The 20,412-nt window shown below is 45.4% G+C and carries 15 protein-coding genes, 5 tRNA genes, 4 rRNA genes and 1 other RNA gene (1 of these 25 running past the window's edge); all 25 read left to right on the plus strand.

Annotated features, from left to right (window positions below; genetic code table 11):
* Positions 1-39 precede the first annotated feature (39 nt).
* Positions 40-134, plus strand: a tRNA-Ser gene (locus tag EYS13_RS13240).
* A gap of 3 nt (positions 135-137) precedes the next feature.
* Positions 138-214, plus strand: a tRNA-Arg gene (locus EYS13_RS13245).
* Between the two features lie 59 nt (positions 215-273).
* A tRNA-Arg gene (locus EYS13_RS13250) sits at positions 274-350 on the plus strand.
* A gap of 29 nt (positions 351-379) precedes the next feature.
* The gene (gene tadA, locus EYS13_RS13255) at positions 380-829 is read left to right on the plus strand and encodes a tRNA adenosine(34) deaminase TadA (protein ID WP_227767945.1); all 450 of its coding nucleotides are present in this window, start codon (positions 380-382) and stop codon (positions 827-829) included.
* A 102-nt stretch (positions 830-931) separates the two neighbouring features.
* On the plus strand, positions 932-1,834 hold the full coding sequence (locus tag EYS13_RS13260; RefSeq protein ID WP_227763651.1) for a DMT family transporter: 903 nt from the start codon (positions 932-934) through the stop codon (positions 1,832-1,834).
* Between the two features lie 218 nt (positions 1,835-2,052).
* The gene (locus EYS13_RS13265; RefSeq protein WP_227763654.1) at positions 2,053-4,098 is read left to right on the plus strand and encodes a methyl-accepting chemotaxis protein; all 2,046 of its coding nucleotides are present in this window, start codon (positions 2,053-2,055) and stop codon (positions 4,096-4,098) included.
* 292 nt (positions 4,099-4,390) lie between these two features.
* A tRNA-Ser gene (locus tag EYS13_RS13270) sits at positions 4,391-4,485 on the plus strand.
* A 345-nt stretch (positions 4,486-4,830) separates the two neighbouring features.
* Positions 4,831-5,184: a Na-translocating system protein MpsC family protein gene (locus EYS13_RS13275; protein ID WP_227763656.1), complete on the plus strand. Its 354-nt coding sequence runs from the start codon at positions 4,831-4,833 to the stop codon at positions 5,182-5,184.
* A gap of 397 nt (positions 5,185-5,581) precedes the next feature.
* A complete protein-coding gene (locus EYS13_RS13280; RefSeq protein WP_227763658.1) occupies positions 5,582-5,740 on the plus strand; it encodes an aspartyl-phosphate phosphatase Spo0E family protein in 159 nt (52 codons plus the stop codon).
* A 290-nt stretch (positions 5,741-6,030) separates the two neighbouring features.
* A tRNA-Ser gene (locus EYS13_RS13285) sits at positions 6,031-6,126 on the plus strand.
* A gap of 117 nt (positions 6,127-6,243) precedes the next feature.
* Positions 6,244-6,509: signal recognition particle sRNA large type (ffs, locus tag EYS13_RS13290), an RNA gene on the plus strand.
* A 312-nt stretch (positions 6,510-6,821) separates the two neighbouring features.
* Positions 6,822-8,393, plus strand: coding sequence for a DNA polymerase III subunit gamma/tau (dnaX, locus tag EYS13_RS13295; RefSeq protein ID WP_227763659.1), 1,572 nt, complete (start codon positions 6,822-6,824; stop codon positions 8,391-8,393).
* Between the two features lie 16 nt (positions 8,394-8,409).
* On the plus strand, positions 8,410-8,727 hold the full coding sequence (locus EYS13_RS13300; protein ID WP_227763667.1) for a YbaB/EbfC family nucleoid-associated protein: 318 nt from the start codon (positions 8,410-8,412) through the stop codon (positions 8,725-8,727).
* An 11-nt stretch (positions 8,728-8,738) separates the two neighbouring features.
* Positions 8,739-9,341 (plus strand): recombination mediator RecR, encoded by a 603-nt coding sequence (recR, locus tag EYS13_RS13305; protein WP_227763681.1) that lies wholly within the window; start codon positions 8,739-8,741, stop codon positions 9,339-9,341.
* Positions 9,342-9,473: 132 nt separating this feature from the next.
* Positions 9,474-9,737: a DUF2508 family protein gene (locus tag EYS13_RS13310; protein ID WP_227763683.1), complete on the plus strand. Its 264-nt coding sequence runs from the start codon at positions 9,474-9,476 to the stop codon at positions 9,735-9,737.
* A 79-nt stretch (positions 9,738-9,816) separates the two neighbouring features.
* A complete protein-coding gene (locus tag EYS13_RS13315) occupies positions 9,817-10,089 on the plus strand; it encodes a pro-sigmaK processing inhibitor BofA family protein (protein WP_227763684.1) in 273 nt (90 codons plus the stop codon).
* A gap of 619 nt (positions 10,090-10,708) precedes the next feature.
* On the plus strand, positions 10,709-11,404 hold the full coding sequence (locus tag EYS13_RS13320; protein ID WP_423055354.1) for a hypothetical protein: 696 nt from the start codon (positions 10,709-10,711) through the stop codon (positions 11,402-11,404).
* Between the two features lie 125 nt (positions 11,405-11,529).
* A complete protein-coding gene (locus tag EYS13_RS13325; RefSeq protein ID WP_227763688.1) occupies positions 11,530-12,615 on the plus strand; it encodes a transketolase C-terminal domain-containing protein in 1,086 nt (361 codons plus the stop codon).
* Between the two features lie 21 nt (positions 12,616-12,636).
* Entirely contained in the window at positions 12,637-13,389 is a 753-nt protein-coding gene (locus EYS13_RS13330) for a thiamine pyrophosphate-dependent enzyme (RefSeq protein ID WP_227763695.1), read from the plus strand.
* 2 nt (positions 13,390-13,391) lie between these two features.
* Entirely contained in the window at positions 13,392-13,958 is a 567-nt protein-coding gene (locus EYS13_RS13335; RefSeq protein ID WP_227763696.1) for a 2-oxoacid:ferredoxin oxidoreductase subunit gamma family protein, read from the plus strand.
* 14 nt (positions 13,959-13,972) lie between these two features.
* Positions 13,973-14,233, plus strand: a complete 261-nt coding sequence (locus EYS13_RS13340; protein ID WP_227763700.1) for a 4Fe-4S dicluster domain-containing protein — start codon at positions 13,973-13,975, stop codon at positions 14,231-14,233.
* 582 nt (positions 14,234-14,815) lie between these two features.
* Positions 14,816-16,378: ribosomal RNA gene (locus EYS13_RS13345) — 16S ribosomal RNA — on the plus strand.
* Positions 16,379-16,914: 536 nt separating this feature from the next.
* Positions 16,915-19,853 (plus strand): 23S ribosomal RNA (locus tag EYS13_RS13350).
* A 330-nt stretch (positions 19,854-20,183) separates the two neighbouring features.
* Positions 20,184-20,299 (plus strand): 5S ribosomal RNA (gene rrf, locus EYS13_RS16620).
* A gap of 26 nt (positions 20,300-20,325) precedes the next feature.
* Positions 20,326-20,412: ribosomal RNA gene (rrf, locus tag EYS13_RS16625) — 5S ribosomal RNA — on the plus strand; it runs 29 nt beyond the window's last position.
* Together the 16S, 23S and 5S rRNA genes form the textbook arrangement of a ribosomal RNA operon.

Here is a 20,412-nt window from a genome sequence, read left to right on the forward strand (position 1 = left end):
ACTATCAACCGCTTCAGGTATTACCATTAAATTCAATGCGGAGAGATGGCCGAGTAGGTCGAAGGCGCTCGCCTGCTAAGCGAGTAGACGGGAATAAACCTGTCTCGAGGGTTCGAATCCCTCTCTCTCCGCCATATGCGCCCGTAGCTCAGCTGGATAGAGTAACAGACTACGAATCTGGTGGTCGCAGGTTCGAATCCTGCCGGGCGCGCCATAAAATATTGGAGATTGGGGACAGATGTCTCTGGCCTCCAATTTTATACTTTTCAGCATGCGTCCGTAGCTCAGGTGGACAGAGCAGCGGTTTCCTAAACCGCGTGCCGGGGGTTCGAGTCCCTCCGGGCGCACCATTTGCTATTTTATACGGGTGGTGAGTAGCATAAACCACCATTTTTATATGGATTTGGCATTGGCGGAAGCCCGTAAAGCGTTAGCAGCCGGGGAAGTGCCAATTGGAGCTGTAATTGTTGAACAGGGCAAAATCCTTGCACAAGCCCATAACTTAAAAGAGCAGCTGCACGATCCTACTGCTCATGCAGAAATTTTAGCTATTCGCCGGGCGGCCGAGAAGCGGGGGTCTTGGCGCTTGACAGGCTGCACTCTGTATGTTACGGTGGAACCGTGTCCCATGTGCGCCGGGGCTATAGTGCAATCCCGTATTGAAAGGCTTGTTTATGGAGTTGCCGATCTTAAAGCCGGTGCAGTTGAATCCATTGTTAACCTTGTTCAGAACAAATATCTTAACCACTATGTGGAAGTTTTTGCTGGAATCAGGGAAGAAGAATGTAAAAACATCATGAGAGAATTTTTTGAAAGCAAAAGAAACTGACAAAAGAAACTGATAAGATTGCAGCTGTGATCGTTCCCTACAGGACTGTGCGGTGATCACAGCTTTTTGCTTTGCAAGATTTAAAATAATAGTGAGGTAAAAATGGTAAGATTGGATGGAGTGGCTTATACAATTTTATCATCGGTTGCATTCGGCATTATGCCTGTCTGGGTCAAATTGGCCTATACCACGGGGCTGACAGCTTATCACGTGCTGTTTTTACGCGCTTTAATTGCATGTGCTTTCTTATATGTTTTTATGAGATATAAAAGGATTCCGTATAAATTGGAGCAAGAGCAATTTAGGCTGGTCATCTTCATTGGTAGCATCGGATATACGGGTGCGTTGCTTAGCTTATATATCGCTTATAACTACATAGGAGTGGGCGTGTCCACCGCCTTACATTACCTCTACCCAGTCATAGTAATGCTTTTTTCGCTGTTTCTATTTAGGCAAAGACTGCGAGCAGGTAAGTGGTCTACGTTGGTAATGTCACTGGTGGGAGTATACTTGATGACAGCCGTGGAGGAGATAAAACTTGAGCGCTTTGGCGTTTTTATAGCCTCCCTTTCAGCAGTATTGTTTGCTATTTATGTAGCTGGTGTTGCTCACCCCAAAATGAAAGCAGTAAACAGCTATGCTTTGACATTTAACGTACTGTCGGTTTCTTCACTTATCTCATTTGCTTTAATAGTTATTACAGGGCAATGGCCTCCGCCCGTGACTCCAGAAGGACTCTTTTATGTAACTTTGATTGCTTTTTTCTGTACTTCTCTAGCCGTTCTACTTTTTATAAAGGGTATAAAGATTATCGGCCCGTCCAGCGCTTCCATCCTGAGCACCCTTGAGCCTATTGTAAGCTTAGTCGCCGGGGTAATGTTATTTCACGAGGCATTGTCCTGGCAGGTTGCTGCCGGCAGTGCGCTGGTTATAGCTGCAGTAATTATGCTTACCTACATCGAAGCAAAAGAAGCTCCTGCTGAAAATTGTAGCGGTTGTTCCTAAAAAAGCTGCCATAATTTTTTGGAATTAAGGATTTGGCGATTATGCCGAATCCTTTTTTATTTGTTAGCAAATGCTGAATAAGTACAACATATGAGTGGAAATTACAATAAATATGTTTTTTATACAAATGAATAATACCTAATTGTCAAAAATTAAAATGTTATGGTAGTTCGTGTAAATTTAAAGGATAATACGTTAAAATCAGGGGAGTGGATTTTATGAAAAGCATTAAAGCGGCTTTTATTGTGCTTATACTCATTGTAACTGTGCTTATTTTTGCAGCCCAAACAGGTTATAGTTTCTGGAATTTTAAGGGAGTGCTTATGGAGACAACCGACCAGCAAATGCTGAATTTGGTGGCTAAAGAGGCAGAAGGATTCAACAAAAGTTTGCAGCTTACCGGATCTTTAGCAAATATAATTGCCGGCAATTTAGAAGCTAATAATCAATATGATTACGAGCTATATGTTGAAGCGATAAAAAAATATTTGGAAGAAAATAAGCTGGCTATAGGGGCAGGTTATTGGCTGGAACCTTTTACATACGATTCTAAGACCAAGTATTATGGGCCTTATGTTTATAGAACCGGTGACAATTTAACATTAACCTGGGACTATAGCAACGAGGAATATGACTATTTTCAATATGACTGGTATCAAAACGGTATTAAGACTGATAAACAACTTGTTTGGAGTGAGCCATATTACGACCCAGTAAGCGGAGTCACAATGATTACTGTAACCAGTCCCGTAAAAAAACAGGGAAAGGTTGTAGGTGTGACTACAACGGATATTGATCTTAAGGAAATACAAAGCATGGTAGCAAGGCTAAAGGTAGGACAAGGTGGGGGTGCTTTTATAGTAACCGGTCAAGGTTACTATATGGCTTACAAACAAGCGGAAAAAAATCTTAATGATAAAATTACCGAAAGCAAAGACGATAGTATCAAAGCTTTAGGTAAACGGATTGTGTCGGAAAATAAACCGGGAATTGGCATGAGTACACTGGATGGTATAGAAAGTATAGTTGCTTTTGCTCCCATAGGGGATACCGGCCTAAGGCTGGTAGTGTCAATGCCTGCCCGGGAAATTGGGGCTAAGATTAATAAAATCTTTCTTACCAACGTTATTTTATTTATTCTGGCAATCTTGGCGTTTGTAATGTTGCTTTACTTATTGACCAGTATAAAAATAGCTAAACCATTGGAACTTATAGCAAAAGAAGCGGAAAAAATTGCGCAAGGAAATCTTAATATACAGAATATCCAGTACACAGGAAATGATGAAATAGGGACTTTGGCGCGATCATTCAATAATATGGTGGCCAACATGCGTAACCTTATTTTAAAGGTAATTCGCAGTGCGGAAGATGTCTCCGCGGCGGCTCAGGAACTAAGTGCCTCCACCGAGCAAAGTACCCAGGCAGTTAACCAGCTCTCCAGTGTAGCGGAGGAATTGGCTCATGGTTCCAGCAAGCAGAGCCAAGTGGTTAAAAACGCTTTGTCCGGTGTTCAGGAGCGTACAGCAGCAGTGGACTCCATAGCTGCTACTGTTCAGACTGTATCTGCTGCCTCTGAGGAAACCAGCCGGATGGCCTTGGAGGGAGACAAAAGTATGTCTCTGGCCATATCAGAAATGGAGAAAATAAATGCATCAACCCGTGAAGCATCAGCACTGATAGATGAGCTTAGCAAGCGTTCCCAAGCCATTGAACAAATAGTAGAAATGATTGGTAGCATAGCTGATCAGACAAACCTGCTGGCTTTGAATGCAGCAATTGAAGCGGCAAGAGCTGGGGAACAAGGCAGAGGTTTTGCTGTTGTGGCTGAGGAAGTGAGGAAACTGGCAGAACAGTCAAGCCAGGCGGCAAAAGAAATTGCTGCTTTGATAAAGCAGATTCAAGAGGATACTGCTAAAGCCGTAGATGCCATGAATTACAATAATCAGTTGGTGCAAACCGGAAATATGGTAATTGGTGAGGGGGCTAAAGCATTTCAACAAATTGGCTTAGCAGTGGAGAAGGTTTACAGGCAGGTACAAGATGTAGCTAATTCTACTGTGCAATTGGCCAAAGGCAATACCGACATGGTTAGTTTAATACGAGTGATTGATGATGTTGCCGGGCAGGTAGCGCAGTCCGCCCAACATATGGCCTCCAGCTCGGAGGAACAATCAGCAACTATGGAAGAAATAGCTGCTTCGGCCGATACATTGGCCCGTCTGGCACAGGAATTAAATGAAGCGGTGTCCATGTTTAAAATATAGTACAGTTTTGTTAACTTTACGCTTTTGAGTCATTAAGCAAGATTAATAATTATGTCGAGGTTTGGTATAGGTTTATCCTGCACTAGGCAAATAATTGCTATAAAAACAAGAAAAACGGGGTAAATAGGCTGGTTATTTGTAAACAATCAAAGCAGGATAAGCTTATACCAAGCAATAGTTTCAAATAAAAATTTTATAAAAATTGGCAATGTCCTTTCAAATTGTAGTCCTTTACATTGTCTAGGAAAGAATGTATAATACTAATCTAGGCATTATATTTTTTATATTTTTTGGAGAGATGGCCGAGTCCGGTTGAAGGCGCTCGACTCGAAATCGAGTAGACCGTTAGTAGCGGTCTCGTGGGTTCGAATCCCACTCTCTCCGCCAATCTTTATAGCACAAGGGGTTCAGGGATTTAAGCTGAACCCCTTGTTCAGTTTAGCAACAAAGTTTAAAAAACCTTACGCTGCTGCAACTTATAAAAACCAAAGTAGATTGATTATATTTCTATTATGCAGGATATAAATATTACCTATAGAATTTTGTTACATTATGGAAATTATTGCTCTTAGGTAATATATTTTAAGTACCGCTTAATACTGCGTATGGTATATTGCCCGGTGTGAAACATACTAAAACATTTTGCCTAAGATTGAATAATGTGGCGTTATGACTATTATGTTGCTAAGAATAATATTAACCTAAGATAGATTAACTGGGGGTTTGGCTGGTGTGGCCAAAAATAAAGCAGAACTGGAAAGCGCTTTGAGGAGAATGCTTTCCAGGCTGCATCAGGAGATTTTTGGAAAAGGGCCTGAGGGGGTATGGGTGAAAATTACTCAAAATGTGGGCACTTTTTATGTTTCTAAAACCTTAACAAATATGGAATTATTCCTTTTAAGCGTTCCCGGCGGTGAAGATGAAGTTTTACGCCTTAGGGGAGTTATAATGAAAAATATAAAGCCCCGGCTTTATTCGGAAATAGAGCACCTAGGCGATGTGAAAGTGATAAGCATAGCCACGGAACTCTCTATTATCTCTAATGCCTTTTTTGGCGCTATTCTCTTTGACCGCAGTTTTGATTAAAATAATGCTAATGCGACGGCAAAACTGTGTAAAAAAATTGTAAATTTGTAAAATGATGCAGGAATTGTTTATTTTATGTAGAAAAATTATATTTAAATCATTAAAAGAACAAAATATGGGAAGGGTGTTCAGATGGGTACTCTTCTCTAATTCAATTCGGCTCGAGGTTTGGTATTCGGTTTGGATGTCAAGCACACCGAAATATCTTGCCTGCTCAGCAGGGGGTATTTTTGGTGTGCTTTTTTGTTGATAAAAATAGAAATCAAGGGGGATTATAATTTATACTGAATAATTCGGGGGTGAAGCCTATGTAAAGGTCATAAAACAAATCGTTAATTATGACAACACTTTATTGCAGAAAAAACTATAGATTATTGGAAAAACGGAGAAAAGCTTTATGAGTATTCTAGAGATTATGATTGAAAAATTGCGTAGGGAATTAAGTGAGCTGGTTTTAAAAGGGATTTCGCTTAATGATTCCCTGGTCATTAAAAAAAGCCAAGAGCTGGATGCGTATATAACCGCATACTACCAAAAAGAAAAAAAGCATACCTAGTCCAGTAGGGTACTTAAGCATTTTGTTTCTGTCATCGCCCACCAAAAAACTTGAAAATAAATCAAATCAGTTGTAAAATATTAAAGTCACCGTTGGTGATGATGTTTATTCACGTATATGGCACTAGCTACCTGGGAACATTGTAATAAGAACAGGCAGTGCTGGTAAAAAAAGATTATGGCTATTTTTTAAACATCTGCTATAATAATTAGGTGAACGATTTTTGAAGTTAATTCTATTGCTTTCGCAAAATTGAATCTATCCTTATTTATTTATAAGTAGAGCAACACGGAGAGATGGCTGAGTTGGTCGAAGGCGCTCGCCTGGAAAGCGAGTAGACGGGGATTAAACTCGTCTCGAGGGTTCGAATCCCTCTCTCTCCGCCATTTTTTTATCACTGCATAAATTGTGATAAAAGGGTCGGTCTTAAGTCGAACTAACGACTAATGACGAATGACTGACGACGGACCTCAAAGTCAATTTTTAGCAAGATGTAAGATTTGCCGTGCTAGATGGGGAGGTAGCGGTGCCCTGTTACCCGCAAACCGCTGTAGCGGGATTGAATTCCTGCCCAAGGGTTGTTATTTGTGGGGTCTGGCTAATGTAAGTGATGAGGAAGACTGGGTCCTGCGCAACGAAAACTCATGAACCCCGTCAGGTCCGGAAGGAAGCAGCGGTAAGTGACTATTTTCGTGTGCCGCAGGGTTGCCTGGTTTGAGTTAACTGCATTGGTAACGCCTGGAAGTACAATTCGAAGGCAGGTGCACGGCAGTTAAATATAACAGTACTATGAAAGAGGGCAATAGCTTTAGCCATTAGCTAAAGACACAGAATGACTATCTACAACCAAGGCTTCTTTTAATTTGAAGCCTTTTTGTTTTAGCCGAATATGCTTATTAAAGGAAAAAGAGATTACATAGAGAATAAGCTAGATAAAATTTACTGTTAGTTAGACGGTCTTAAGTTTAAAATAGTATAGGGAACAATAGATTCACAGATTGTTTTTATAATGTTATTGCTGAGAGCTGACGGCTGATAGCTGACGGCCAATTCTCATATTGCATGCATGAGGTGTTTATCAATGGGTTATATAGCTCTATACCGCCAATGGAGGCCCCTCAATTTTAAACAAGTAGTAGGACAAGAACACGTAGTCCGGACCTTGAAAAATGCTTTAATCGCCAATCGCACCAGTCATGCGTATTTGTTTTGCGGCCCCAGAGGAACGGGAAAAACCAGTATGGCTAAGATTTTGGCTAAGGCTGTCAACTGCTTGCACAATATTGAAGGTGAACCCTGCAACGAGTGTGTTAGCTGTCGGCGCATCAATGCGGGTCATGCTTTGGACATCCTGGAGATTGATGCAGCTTCCAACCGGGGTATAGACGAAATCAGGGATTTGCGAGAGAAAATTAAGCTAAGTCCCGTAGAAGGGCGATTTAAAGTATATATCATTGATGAAGTACATATGTTAACCACGGAGGCTTTCAATGCTTTGTTAAAAACGCTGGAGGAACCACCGGCCCATGTAGTGTTTATTTTAGCAACTACGGAGCCTCATAAAATACCACTGACGATTTTATCGCGCTGCCAGCGCTTCGATTTTCACAGAATTCCTGTAAAAAAAATTGTGGAGCGTCTAAAAGAGATAGTCAGCCGGAATAATATTGAGGCTGAAGAAGGGGCACTGTTCCTGATTGCCAAAATTGCTCTTGGCGGGATGCGGGATGCTCTCAGTTTACTGGACCAGTGCATGGCCTCGGGGGTTGACAAGATAACAGTAGAGCAGGTTACAAACATTGCGGGCATAGTCAGCGATGATTATATGCTGGGCCTGGTTGATGCCATCAGGGCTAATGATGCCACCGGTTGTTTGACAATGCTGTATGAAGCATTGGCGGAGGGAAAGGAAGTAAGGCAGTTTATTGCAGACTTAATACTCCACCTAAGAAACTTAGTGCTGCTGCAGTTGGGTCAGGGATCCGAGGAGCTAATTACGGTGCCTGATGAGGTTTTATCTAAACTGCGGGAACAGAGCAAAGCCTTTGACAGGGAAAAACTGCTGGCCATGATTAAAATCCTTGTTGCGGCTGAAAATGATCTTAAATGGAGCAGCCAGGGACAAATTCTACTGGAGATGGCTTTATTAAAAATAATGGATATATTGCCACAACAAGGGGGAATAGAACAGCAGGGAATTAGTGACCGGGTTAAGGTGCCACCCAAGCAGCAGTTGAAGCAGGCTAGCCCGGTTAAACAGCGCCCTTCTGAAGCCGGGGGCGGGCCCGATACCTGCTTGACAGTGGATTTAATTAAACAAAAGTGGACTGAAATTTTAGATGGAGTGCGAAAAAACAAAATTACATCTTACGCCTTTTTTGTTGAGGCAGAGCCGTTGGAATTGCAAGGGAACGAATTGGTTTTGCAGTATAAAGCGGAGCACAAATTTCACAAAGAAAGGAGCGAACAGCCCGACAATAAAAAGGTAATAGAGCATGTTTTGGAAAGTATTTTAGGGGCAAAAATACATATTCGGTGTATACTGAAAACAGAACGGGCGGCAGGCGGACAGGAAATGAACAAGTTGAACCAGGATGAACTGATACAAAAAGCCATAGAAATTTTTGGCGGTGAAGTCGTTGAGGTCGAATAATTAGGAGGTTTGAAAAATGGGTTTTGGAAACATGAACAAAATGATGAAACAAGTTCAGAAAATGCAGGCTGATATGGCCAAATTGCAGGAAGAGCTGGGCAGTAAGACAGTAGAAGCTTCCAGCGGAGGAGGGGTTGTTCAGGTTACAGCCAACGGCAAACAGGAAATAATGGCAATCAAAATTAAGCCTGAGGCAGTGGATCCAGAGGATGTGGAAATGCTGGAAGATTTAATTACTGCCGCTGTAAACGAAGCCTTAAGAAAATCTCAGGAAATGGTTGCAGAAGAGATGAGTAAAATCACAGGAGGGCTCAAAATTCCAGGACTGTTTTAAGGGGTGTCTTGATGTTTCAATATGCTCAGCCGGTAGCAAACCTCATTGCCCAGTTGAATAAACTGCCTGGCATTGGACCTAAAACAGCCCAGAGGCTTGCTTTTTATCTTTTACATGCTCCGGAAGCTGAGGCTAAACAGTTGGCTGAAGCTATCCTCGATGCTAGAGCCAAGGTACGCCAATGCTCTCTATGTTGCAACATAACTGATGTTGATCCTTGCCATATTTGCAGCGACGGGACCCGCGATTCATCAGTAATCTGTGTTGTAGAGGAGCCGAAGGATGTAGTGGCTTTGGAAAAGACCAGGGAATACCGTGGACAATATCATGTTTTGCACGGGGCTATTTCTCCCATGGAGGGTGTGGGGCCTGACGATTTGAAAATCAAAGAACTGCTTCAGCGGCTGCAGCAAAATAATTTTACGGAGGTAGTTATCGCTACTAACCCCAATATTGAGGGCGAGGCTACTGCTCTGTATTTGGCCCGTCTGCTTAAGCCCTTAGGTTTGAAGGTCACCAGAATTGCTCATGGCTTGCCGGTAGGCGGGGAACTGGAATATGCTGATGAAATGACTCTGGCCCGTGCTTTTGAAGGGAGAAGAGAATTAGATTGAGTGCTTTGTGCACTCTTCTTTTTTGTTTTTCCAAATTCTAACTAGGTTAAAAGCTGGAAAGAATATAATCGTTGTCAATTTGACGTAATTTTCGCATAAACTTTTACCAGTAAGAATTTGGAGGGATAGAGTATGAGGGAATTCGACTTGTCCCAATTAATCGGAACCCTTAAGGAACAACTCAAAGGTTTTGATGAAGCCCCCGGTGAAGATCCAAAAGATTCTTTAAGTGCAGCCTTAAAGGCAGCAAAAGAAGAATGGGATAATGCCAGAAATTTTTTTAACCATGTAACAGAGCAGGATTTGATTGACGCAGCTATTTATCAAATGGAAGCTGCCGAACGAAAATTTATCCATCTCTTGAAGCTGTTTAGAAATGAAAGTTTAGCCAAATAGCGAAATTTTGCCAAAAACTTTAGCATAAAGTTATTTTCTCCGTATATAATGTAAAGAGGGAGAAACGGGGGTGAAAGCTATGCAAGATTTAGTGCAGCTGATTTTTGCAGTTTTTTTTCTTGTTTTTCTAGTCTATTTGGTTGGTCGGATTTTGGTCAAGCCGTTTAAATTAGTTTTTAAAATCCTTTTTAATTCGATTTTTGGCTTACTGTTATTGTGGGGTTATAATTTCATAGGCAATTACTTGGGTATTATTATTCCCATCAATCTTCTGACTGTGTTGATAGCAGGTTTTCTGGGTATCCCGGGTTTAATTCTCTTGATTATCCTGAATTTCATTTTGGGAGGCTAAAGACTTGTAGAAGTATCTTGGGTTAAAAGCATTTAGAATGCGCCGGTTCTTTGGCGAAATACAGAAGCTGAAAGCTGATAGCAAAAAACCCGTTCGGCGGGTTTTTTTGTATGGGTACAAAATAGCAGTTAATCCGAATTGGAAACTAAAATACTTGACATTTGTTTAGATTTACGATTGACGTTTAAAATGTAAAAGACTATACTTATTTTATGGTGAGAATAATTATTACCTAATTTTTGACAAAAATTGCCCCTGGTAAATTAAGTAGGTGTCAAGAGGCAGCGGCGACAATTGGCGAATTACCTTGGTAATGCTTGTCCTTCTTTGGAATACGGACTATAATATGGGATAGAAAGCAGTTCTTTGAAGAACTTATGGTTTAACAATTGTAAGAATCTAACATCAAATCATGAGTTTTTAAATATGATTTAAATAATTAAGTGATACTTTATCTCAATTTGGTTCTAATCACCAAGATGACACTTCGTGCTAATGGAAGAATTTTTTTGAGTTCCAGACACTCATCATTGAGTAGGGGCGAATTTTGTCAAAGGGTTTTGTAGTATTTCTTTTTTACAAATCGCAAACTAATAAAAAACCATTTTTAGCGAATAATATGGGCGAGGTGAGGAAAATAGAGCAAAGCTATGGACAGCCCATTGTTGAAGGTTACATAGGTGAATACGCCAGCGGAAAAAGTGAAAATGCGGTAAACCGTGCGTTAGAGCTGCTGGAAAAAGGCAGGCAGGTTACGCTGGCTGATCTCGATATAGTAGAACCCTTTTATACTTTAAGGCCCATCAAAAAAAAGCTGGAGGATTTGGGCCTTTCGGTAATTGCCTGGGAAACCAAAGAGACTTTTGGTTTGGGGGAAGCAGGGTCAATATTACACCCTAAGATGCGTTGGGTGTTAAAGCGCCCGGGGGACATTATCTTGGATATAGGCTATGGTGTAGAAGGAGCTAAGATCCTCAATTTGCTGGAAGGTTTCCAGGAGAATAGATTTTTGAAGATATTTGCTGTAATAAACGCATCCAGGCCCATGACAGCCAATGCAAAAGAAATTATAGAGTATGTTCAGACTTTGGGGCGAGTGGATGGCTTGATTAATAATACCCATCTGGGGGAAGAGACCACCGCTAAAGTGATACAGGAAGGGGCCACAATAGTCACTGAGGCTGCCCGGGAGCTAAATATACCTGTAATCGCCACATCCGCCGAAGAAAGGTTTAGAGATGAACTTGGACCTCAGGACAGCATGGGCAACCCTATAAGGTATTTGCGGCGTTTTATGCCGCAGACCTTTTGGTAATAGCACGCGGCCTCAACCGCTTACCCAAAGCGAAGCCGGTGGATTCCAATAGGAATCACAACAGCAGGCTGCGGAAATTTTTATTCTACTTCAACAGTTTATATTAAACCAGGAGGTGTTGTTTAATGGCTGAAAAGCCAATTCAAGGTGAGAAAAGGGCATTCATGACAGGTAACGAAGTGGTAGCTTGGGCAGCATTGGCAGCTGGCGCAGATATCATGTATGGTTACCCAATCACTCCGCAAAATGAAATCATGCACTATTGGACAAGACTTGCACCCAAGTATGGCAGAAGTTTCTTGCAAACAGAAGATGAGATTTCTGCCGGATTCACTTGCGTAGGGGGAGTCCTGGCAGGCAAAAGGGCATTTACCGCCACCGCCGGTCCCGGCAACACTCTAATGCAGGAATCCATGTCCATGGCTGAAATGATGCGTCTCCCAACCGTATTAGTTGTATGTCAAAGAGGGGGGCCGTCCACGGCAACCGTAATTTATTCGCAGCAGGAAGTTACTATGACCTGTTTCGGAGGAAACGGTGAAGGGTTCAGAATCGTTTATTCCACTTCCGGGCAACAGGATCTCTTTGACTACACAATTAAAGCGTTTAACACTGCATGGAAATACCGTTTTCCGACTTTTGTTCTAGGCGACGGCTATCAATCCAAGATGAGAGAGTCTGTTACTATCTATGATCCCGAAGCGCGAGGGATTAAAATGGTTCCTACAGAGCCATATGTAGGTAAGTCAGGAATGCCTGGCGTAGACAGGGATCCCAGCCATTTAAGAAATACTTACAACATGGAAGACGAGCTTTATGAAGTAGTTATGGAAATAAAGAAAGAGTACGAGAGGGTAGCTCCAGAGATCGTAGAGTATCAAGAATTTGATACGGAAGATGCAGAAGTTTTAGTAGTAGCCCATGGTGTTGTTTCCAGGGCTGTGCAAGGTGCTGTTAAAGCTCTTCGGAAAGAAGGCATTAAGGCAGGCCATTTCCGCCCCATAACTCTGAGGCCTTTCCCCGTGGAGCAGCTTAAAGCTGCAGCCGGTAAAGCTAAAAACGTCTTAATCGTAGAGTCCTCCGTAGGACAGCTTGAAAAGATTGTAAAACATTCCGTATATGGATTGACAACACCGATCACTAATTACTTTAAGCCAGGCGAAGGTGTTACTGTAGAAGAAGTCGTAGAGCAAGTCCGCCGACTTGTTTAAGCGTATAAAGGAGGTTTGGCTATGTCTATTCAACCACAAATGCCTAAGGTGTGGCGCACTGAAACTAAACCCCATAAGTTTTGCCCCGGCTGCGGACATCCTTTGGTACTGAAAGCATTAGGAGAAGCAATTGAAGAATTAGGTATACAAGACAAAGCAGTCTTTGGCTGTGATATCGGCTGTTCCCTTCTGGCTTGGGACTTTTTCAATGTGGATTCAGTACAGACTCACCATGGTAGAACTACCCCTGTTATTACCGGGGTTAAAAGGGCTAATCCCGATGTAATCGGCATTGCCTACATGGGGGACGGAGGCGGCTATGCCATCGGTTCCCAGCACTTGGTGAATGCTGCTGCTAGAAATGAAAAGATTACTGTTATCTTGGTTAACAACGTGCAGTATGCTATGACCGGAGGCCAGATGGCACCTACAACCCTGCCGGGCCAAAAAACGGAGACTACCCCTTATGGCCGGGATGTTAATGCTCAAGGTTATCCCACCCTTGGTCCGGAAATGGTTAGCGCCATCACCAGAGAAGGTGCTTATGTTGCCCGCGGCACTGTAGCAAACTTAAGGCAATTGAAACGTTTTATTAAAAACGCCTTGCAAAACCAAATAGAAGGCAATGGTTTCTCCTTTGTCGAAGCTTTGTCTCTCTGCCCTACAAACTGGAGAACAAATGCGGAACAAACCTGGAAGTTTGTTGAGGAAGATATGGCTCAGTACTTTAAAGTGGGAGAATTAAAACCCCTTGGTGAAAAGAAGGAGGGCTAGAGATGGGCAAATATGTAAAGCTTGCTTTGGCCGGTGAAGGAGGCCAGGGTGTACAATCTGTAGCTGGCATTATAACTGAAGCTGCTTACGAAGAAGGTCACGAAGCGTTATATATTCCTAATTTCGGTGTTGAGCAAAGGGGCGGTGTTTCCGTTGCTTACGTGCAAATAGCTGACGAACCTATTGGCTCGCCGAAATTTAAAACAGCGGATATCGTTATTGCCTTAAGCGACCGGGCTGTGCGCAGGACGAAAAAATATGTTGGGCCTAAAACACTATTTGTATATGATGCCAATATACAAGGCGTGGAAAATGACTTACCGACCAATGCCGCTAAAATCCTTGCCATTCCTGCTATTAAAGTGGCTAAGGAAGAACTGCATCCCAGGGTGTTCAACATCGTGATCATGGGTGCAGTAATTGGTGCCACCCAAGTGGTAACTGTAGAAAAGGCTAAAGCGGCTATTGAAAAGAAACTTGGCTACAAGTTTGAACAGGATCCCAAACTGCGCGAATTGAACTTTAAAGCTTTAGAGCGCGGGATTGAATTAGTTCAGGGCCAAGTATAAAGGGAGGTGCACATATGCCTGTAGAATTTAAAGCAATCAGCACAAAAAACGGCAAAGCCATCTTTCATAATTTCCCTGCGCTCTGCAAAGGCTGTGGTCTTTGTATAGAAAAATGCCCGGTAGATACCATAGGCTGGTCTGAACACCTGGGTGTTTACGGGACACCTACCGTTGAGCCGGGGCATGGTAAAGACTGCATCGCCTGCAAGACTTGTCAGTTGGTGTGTCCTGACTGCGCAATTCTGATTGAAAAGATAGATAGTAAGGAAAAATAACTAGTTTAATAAAAGCTGAAAAGGGCTCTCTAAGGTAAGGGCCCTTTTCATTAACTATGCAGAATGCATGGTTTAACTATCTATTGATTTAGCTAAGAAGGCATGGTATAGTATGTAATTGTCGCTGGCTGGCGGCGGAAAGCTACAGAATACCAAAGCCAGGTTTATCCCCATAAATTAGCAATTGACAAATTTCACATAGGGTGCTAATATATGAATTCCCGGCGCGGGAGCGCAGGGGAGGAAGAAGGAAAGAGGATACTGCGGGAAATGCAGCGAGGGAAGAAAAAAGAAGTTGACAAAAAGCTTGTGACATGGTAAGATAAATTTTGTCGCGCGGGGGGCAAAAGCCCAAGCCGCAAGCTGGTCTTTGAAAACTGAACAGTGGAAGACGACATGCCCGATTCTTTTAGCCGTCAGCCAAGAGCTCATAGCTATCAGCTAGAGTGGGGCTGGCGAAGAAATGAATCGAAAGAGAAACTCGTGAAGAGAAGACAATCGAGCCGATTGAACAAACCAAGAAAAAAGGCAGCGGAAAGTTTTTAGCTGAAGGCTGAAAACTGGAAGCTGATAGCCTAGATATCTATGGAGAGTTTGATCCTGGCTCAGGACGAACGCTGGCGGCGTGCCTAACACATGCAAGTCGAACGGGCCTTTATGAATAGCTTGCTATAAGTAAAGGCTAGTGGCGGACGGGTGAGTAACGCGTGGGCAATCTACCCTATTGACCGGGATAACAGCGGGAAACCGGTGCTAATACCGGATAAGCTTGTCCCAAGGCATCTTGGGGCAAGGAAAAGGAGGCCTCTGGAATAAGCTACCGCAATAGGATGAGCCCGCGTCCCATTAGCTAGTTGGTGGGGTAACGGCCTACCAAGGCGACGATGGGTAGCCGGCCTGAGAGGGTGACCGGCCACACTGGGACTGAGACACGGCCCAGACTCCTACGGGAGGCAGCAGTGGGGAATATTGCGCAATGGGGGGAACCCTGACGCAGCAACGCCGCGTGAGTGAAGAAGGCCTTCGGGTCGTAAAGCTCTGTCAAGAGGGACGAAGTCTATGCTGCGAAAAGCGGTATAGGTGACGGTACCTAAAGAGGAAGCCCCGGCTAACTACGTGCCAGCAGCCGCGGTAATACGTAGGGGGCGAGCGTTGTCCGGAATTACTGGGCGTAAAGGGCGTGTAGGCGGTTAATTAAGTCAGGTGTGAAAACTCTGGGCTCAACCGAGAGGTTGCATCTGAAACTGGTTAACTTGAGGGTAGGAGAGGGAAGTGGAATTCCTAGTGTAGCGGTGAAATGCGTAGATATTAGGAGGAACACCAGTGGCGAAGGCGACTTTCTGGCCTAACCCTGACGCTGAGGCGCGAAAGCGTGGGGAGCAAACAGGATTAGATACCCTGGTAGTCCACGCCGTAAACGATGGGTACTAGGTGTAGGAGGTATCGACCCCTTCTGTGCCGTAGCAAACGCACTAAGTACCCCGCCTGGGGAGTACGGCCCCAAGGCTGAAACTCAAAGGAATTGACGGGGGCCCGCACAAGCGGTGGAGCATGTGGTTTAATTCGACGCAACGCGAAGAACCTTACCGGGTCTTGACATCCCCTGAAACACACGAAAGTGGAAATAGCCATTTGGCACAGGGAGACAGGTGGTGCATGGTTGTCGTCAGCTCGTGTCGTGAGATGTTGGGTTAAGTCCCGCAACGAGCGCAACCCCTACCTTTAGTTGCCAGCAAGTGAGGTTGGGCACTCTAAAGGGACTGCCGGTGACAAACCGGAGGAAGGTGGGGATGACGTCAAATCATCATGCCCCTTATGATCCGGGCTACACACGTGCTACAATGGGCTGTACAGAGGGAGGCGAAGGAGTGATCCGGAGCGAATCCCAAAAAGCAGCTCTCAGTTCGGATTGCAGGCTGCAACTCGCCTGCATGAAGCCGGAATCGCTAGTAATCGCGGATCAGCATGCCGCGGTGAATACGTTCCCGGGCCTTGTACACACCGCCCGTCACACCACGAAAGCTAACAACACCCGAAGCCGGTGAGCTAACCGCAAGGGGGCAGCCGTCGAAGGTGGGGTTGGTGATTGGGGTGAAGTCGTAACAAGGTAGCCGTATCGGAAGGTGCGGCTGGATCACCTCCTTTCTAAGGAGAAAAGCTTAAGGGTATGACAAAAGGTCAGCCAACAGCCGACAGCCGACAGCCATCAGCAAAAAGACCCAAGAGAAAAACTTGGGAAAAAAGCTGATAGCTGATAGCTAATAGCTGAAGGCTGGACCAAGAAGGAATACCAAAGAGCACTCCAGGTCGATAATCGGGCATAAAAAAACCACTGTTTAGTTTTCAGAGACCAGAAGTCTCTGGGGTATGACAAAAGGTCAGCGATTAGCTGGCAGCCGTCAGCCAAAAGACCCAAGAGAAGAACTTGGGAAAAAGCTGACAGCTGAGAGCTGAAGGCCAGAGCAGTAAGTAATACCTGAAAGCAAAAGGATGTTCTTTGAAAACTGCACAGCGAGGAAGTGACTACGGAAAGCGAACGAGAGGAAGCGAGAAGTAGTACACGCAGGTAGAAAAAAGGATTCAATCCACTAGGCGAGTCAAGAGTTAAGAGTTAAGAGTTAAAAGTGAAGAGTTAAGAGTTGAAAAAAAAACTCAACACTCAAAACTCAAAACTCAAGGATGGTCAAGCTAAAAAGGGCACACGGAGGATGCCTAGGCGCTAAGAGGCGAAGAAGGGCGTGGTAAGCTGCGAAAAGCTTCGGGGAGCCGCAAGCAGGCCGAGATCCGGAGATACCCGAATGGGGGAACCCTACGGGAGTAATATCCCGTAACCCTATGCTGAAGAAAATAGGCATAGAGGAGCGAACCTGGGGAACTGAAACATCTTAGTACCCAGAGGAAGAGAAAGAATAATCGATTTCCTAAGTAGCGGCGAGCGAAAGGGGAAGAGCCCAAACCAAGAGCGAAAGCTTTTGGGGTTGAAGGACTCTCGGTAAATAAGTTGGAAGCTAGCCGAAGAGGTCTGGAAAGGCCCGCCACAGGAAGTAAAAGCCTTGTAGGCGAAAGCGGAAGACTTAAAGAGAGTATCCTGAGTACCACGGGACACGAGGAACCCCGTGGGAAGCAGGGAGGACCACCTCCCAAGGCTAAATACTCCTTAGCGACCGATAGCGGAGAAGTACCGTGAGGGAAAGGTGAAAAGCACCCCGGGAGGGGAGTGAAAGAGGACCTGAAACCGTGTGCTTACAAGCAGTGGGAGTACCCGAGAGGGTATGACCGCGTACTTTTTGTAGAACGGACCGGCGAGTTACGATAACAAGCGAGGTTAAGCGGAAGGAAGCGGAGCCGGAGCGAAAGCGAGTCTGAATAGGGCGGAAGTTTGTTGTCGTAGACCCGAAACTGAGTGATCTACCCATGTGCAGGGTGAAGCGGGAGTAATGTTTCGTGGAGGCCCGAACCGACCGACGTTGAAAAGTCGGCGGATGACGTGTGGGTAGGGGTGAAATGCCAATCGAACTCAGAGATAGCTGGTTCTCCCCGAAATAGCTTTAGGCTAGCCTCGGGCGATGATTTATGGAGGTAGAGCACTGAATAGGCTAGGGGCCCAAACAGGTTACCGAACCTTCTCAAACTCCGAATGCCATAAATTTAGCCTGGGAGTCAGACCATGGGTGCTAAGATTCATGGTCGAGAGGGAAACAGCCCAGACCAACAGCTAAGGTCCCGAAGTGTGAACTAAGTGGAAAAGGATGTAGGGTTGCCCAGACAACCAGGATGTTGGCTTAGAAGCAGCCACCATTTAAAGAGTGCGTAATAGCTCACTGGTCGAGTGGCCCTGCGCCGAAAATGTAACGGGGCTCAAGTTCACCACCGAAGCTTTGGATCCGGAAAGGATGGAAGGGAGGCGTTCAAACTTCGTCGAAGTCACACTGGGAGGTGTGGTGGAGGAGATAGAAGTGAGAATGCCGGTATGAGTAAGCGAAAAAAGAGGTGAGAATCCTCTTCGCCGAAAGCCTAAGGGTTCCTGGGGAAGGCTCGTCCACCCAGGGTAAGCCGGGACCTAAGCCGAGGCCGAAAGGCGTAGGCGATGGATAATCGGTTGAGAATCCGATGCCACCCATTAACCGCTTGAGGAAGGGATGACACAGGAGGGTAGGTTAAGCGCACGGTTGGAAGAGTGCGTCCAAGCCAGTAGGGTGTGAGACAGGCAAAACCGTCTCACGAGAGGCCTGAGAGGTGACGGGGAGCGAAAGAGAAGTAGCGAACTAACTGATCCCAAACTGTCAAGAAAAGTCTCTAACGAGGGGAATGGGTGCCCGTACCGTAAACCGACACAGGTAGGTAGGGAGAGAATCCTAAGGCGCGCGAGAGAACCTTCGTTAAGGAACTCGGCAAAATGACCCCGTAACTTCGGGAGAAGGGGTACCTCGGTATCGTGAGTATAGAGCAAATACGAGCGAGAGGAGGTCGCAGAGAAATGGCCCAGGCGACTGTTTACCAAAAACACAGGTGCCTGCTAAATCGAGGAGATGAAGTATAGGTGCTGACGCCTGCCCGCTGCTGGAACGTTAAGGGAAAGGTTATCCGAGAGGGGGAGCTTTGAACCGAAGCCCCAGTAAACGGCAGTACCGTAACTATAACGGTCCTAAGGTAGCGAAATTCCTTGTCGGGTAAGTTCCGACCCGCACGAAAGGCGTAACGATCTGGGCACTGTCTCAACGAGGGGCTCGGCGAAATTGTAGTACCCGTGAAGATGCGGGTTACCTGCGACAGGACAGAAAGACCCCGTGGAGCTTTACTGTAGCCTGACATTGGGTTTTGGTACGTCATGTACAGAATAGGTGGGAGACTTAGAAGCTGGGACGCAAGTTTCAGTGGAGTCGGCGTTGGGATACCACTCTTGAGGTACCGGAATTCTAACCAGGCACCCTAAACGGGTGTTGGGACAGTGTCAGGTGGGCAGTTTGACTGGGGCGGTCGCCTCCCAAAGAGTAACGGAGGCGCCCAAAGGTTCGTTCAGGATGGTTGGAAATCATCCGGAGAGTGTAAAGGCAGAAACGGACTTGACTGCGAGACTGACGAGTCGAGCAGGGACGAAAGTCGGGCTTAGTGATCCGGCGGTACCGAGTGGAAGGGCCGTCGCTCAACGGATAAAAGCTACCCCGGGGATAACAGGCTTATCTCCCCCAAGAGTCCACATCGACGGGGAGGTTTGGCACCTCGATGTCGGCTCATCGCATCCTGGGGCTGAAGTAGGTCCCAAGGGTTGGGCTGTTCGCCCATTAAAGCGGTACGTGAGCTGGGTTCAGAACGTCGTGAGACAGTTCGGTCCCTATCCGTCGCAGGCGTAGGAAACTTGAGAGGAGCTGCCCCTAGTACGAGAGGACCGGGGTGGACAGACCGCTGGTGTACCAGTTGTCGTGCCAACGGCACAGCTGGGTAGCTAAGTCTGGAAGGGATAAGCGCTGAAAGCATCTAAGCGCGAAGCCCCCCTCAAGATGAGGTTTCCCATGGAGTAGTCCAGTAAGACCCCTGGAAGAATACCAGGTAGATAGGCTAGGAGTGGAAGCGCCGTAAGGCGTGGAGCTGACTAGTACTAATTGGTCGAGGGCTTGACCATAAAAGCCATCAGCTGGCAGCTGAGAGGCAAGAATCCTTTAAAGCCAATAATCGCTGTGCAGTTTTGAGAGAACAAAATAGCCGGCAGCTGTCAGCCATCAGCTGTCAGCTAAAAACAAAAAGACTAAAAAGAAATGATTGGGAAGCTGAAGGCTGAAAGCTGACCACAAAGCAAGCAGAATAAGGTACTTCTGGTGGTAATGGCGGAGTGATACACCCGAACACAATCCGCCCACGGAAGTTAAGTCACCAGCGACCGAGCGAAGCGAGGGAGTCCCTGTGGGACGCCGAGTTCGGCGCTGGAGATGGCGCTAAAAATGAATAAAGCATTTCTGGTGGTAATGGCGGAGGGGATACACCCGAACACAATCCGCCCACGGAAGTTAAGTCACCAGCGACCGAGCGAAGCGAGGGAGTCCCTGTGGGACGCCGAGTTCGGCGCTGGAGATGGCGCTAAAAATGAATAAAGCATTTCTGGTGGTAATGGCGGAGGGGATACACCCGAACACAATCCGCCCACGGAAGTTAAGTCACCAGCGACCGAGCGAAGCGAGGGAGTC

The organism is Zhaonella formicivorans (assembly GCF_004353525.1).
Classification (GTDB): domain Bacteria; phylum Bacillota; class DUOV01; order DUOV01; family Zhaonellaceae; genus Zhaonella; species Zhaonella formicivorans.

Bases quoted from the DNA above. Each gene is read 5' to 3' on its own strand.
- EYS13_RS13260 (WP_227763651.1), top strand. From the start codon at position 932: ATGGTAAGATTGGATGGAGTGGCTTATACAATTTTATCATCGGTTGCA.
- EYS13_RS13265 (WP_227763654.1), top strand. From the start codon at position 2,053: ATGAAAAGCATTAAAGCGGCTTTTATTGTGCTTATACTCATTGTAACT.
- EYS13_RS13280 (WP_227763658.1), top strand. From the start codon at position 5,582: ATGAGTATTCTAGAGATTATGATTGAAAAATTGCGTAGGGAATTAAGT.
- dnaX (WP_227763659.1), top strand. From the start codon at position 6,822: ATGGGTTATATAGCTCTATACCGCCAATGGAGGCCCCTCAATTTTAAA.
- EYS13_RS13300 (WP_227763667.1), top strand. From the start codon at position 8,410: ATGGGTTTTGGAAACATGAACAAAATGATGAAACAAGTTCAGAAAATG.
- recR (WP_227763681.1), top strand. From the start codon at position 8,739: ATGTTTCAATATGCTCAGCCGGTAGCAAACCTCATTGCCCAGTTGAAT.
- EYS13_RS13310 (WP_227763683.1), top strand. From the start codon at position 9,474: ATGAGGGAATTCGACTTGTCCCAATTAATCGGAACCCTTAAGGAACAA.
- EYS13_RS13315 (WP_227763684.1), top strand. From the start codon at position 9,817: ATGCAAGATTTAGTGCAGCTGATTTTTGCAGTTTTTTTTCTTGTTTTT.
- EYS13_RS13320 (WP_423055354.1), top strand. From the start codon at position 10,709: ATGGGCGAGGTGAGGAAAATAGAGCAAAGCTATGGACAGCCCATTGTT.
- EYS13_RS13325 (WP_227763688.1), top strand. From the start codon at position 11,530: ATGGCTGAAAAGCCAATTCAAGGTGAGAAAAGGGCATTCATGACAGGT.
- EYS13_RS13330 (WP_227763695.1), top strand. From the start codon at position 12,637: ATGTCTATTCAACCACAAATGCCTAAGGTGTGGCGCACTGAAACTAAA.
- EYS13_RS13335 (WP_227763696.1), top strand. From the start codon at position 13,392: ATGGGCAAATATGTAAAGCTTGCTTTGGCCGGTGAAGGAGGCCAGGGT.
- EYS13_RS13340 (WP_227763700.1), top strand. From the start codon at position 13,973: ATGCCTGTAGAATTTAAAGCAATCAGCACAAAAAACGGCAAAGCCATC.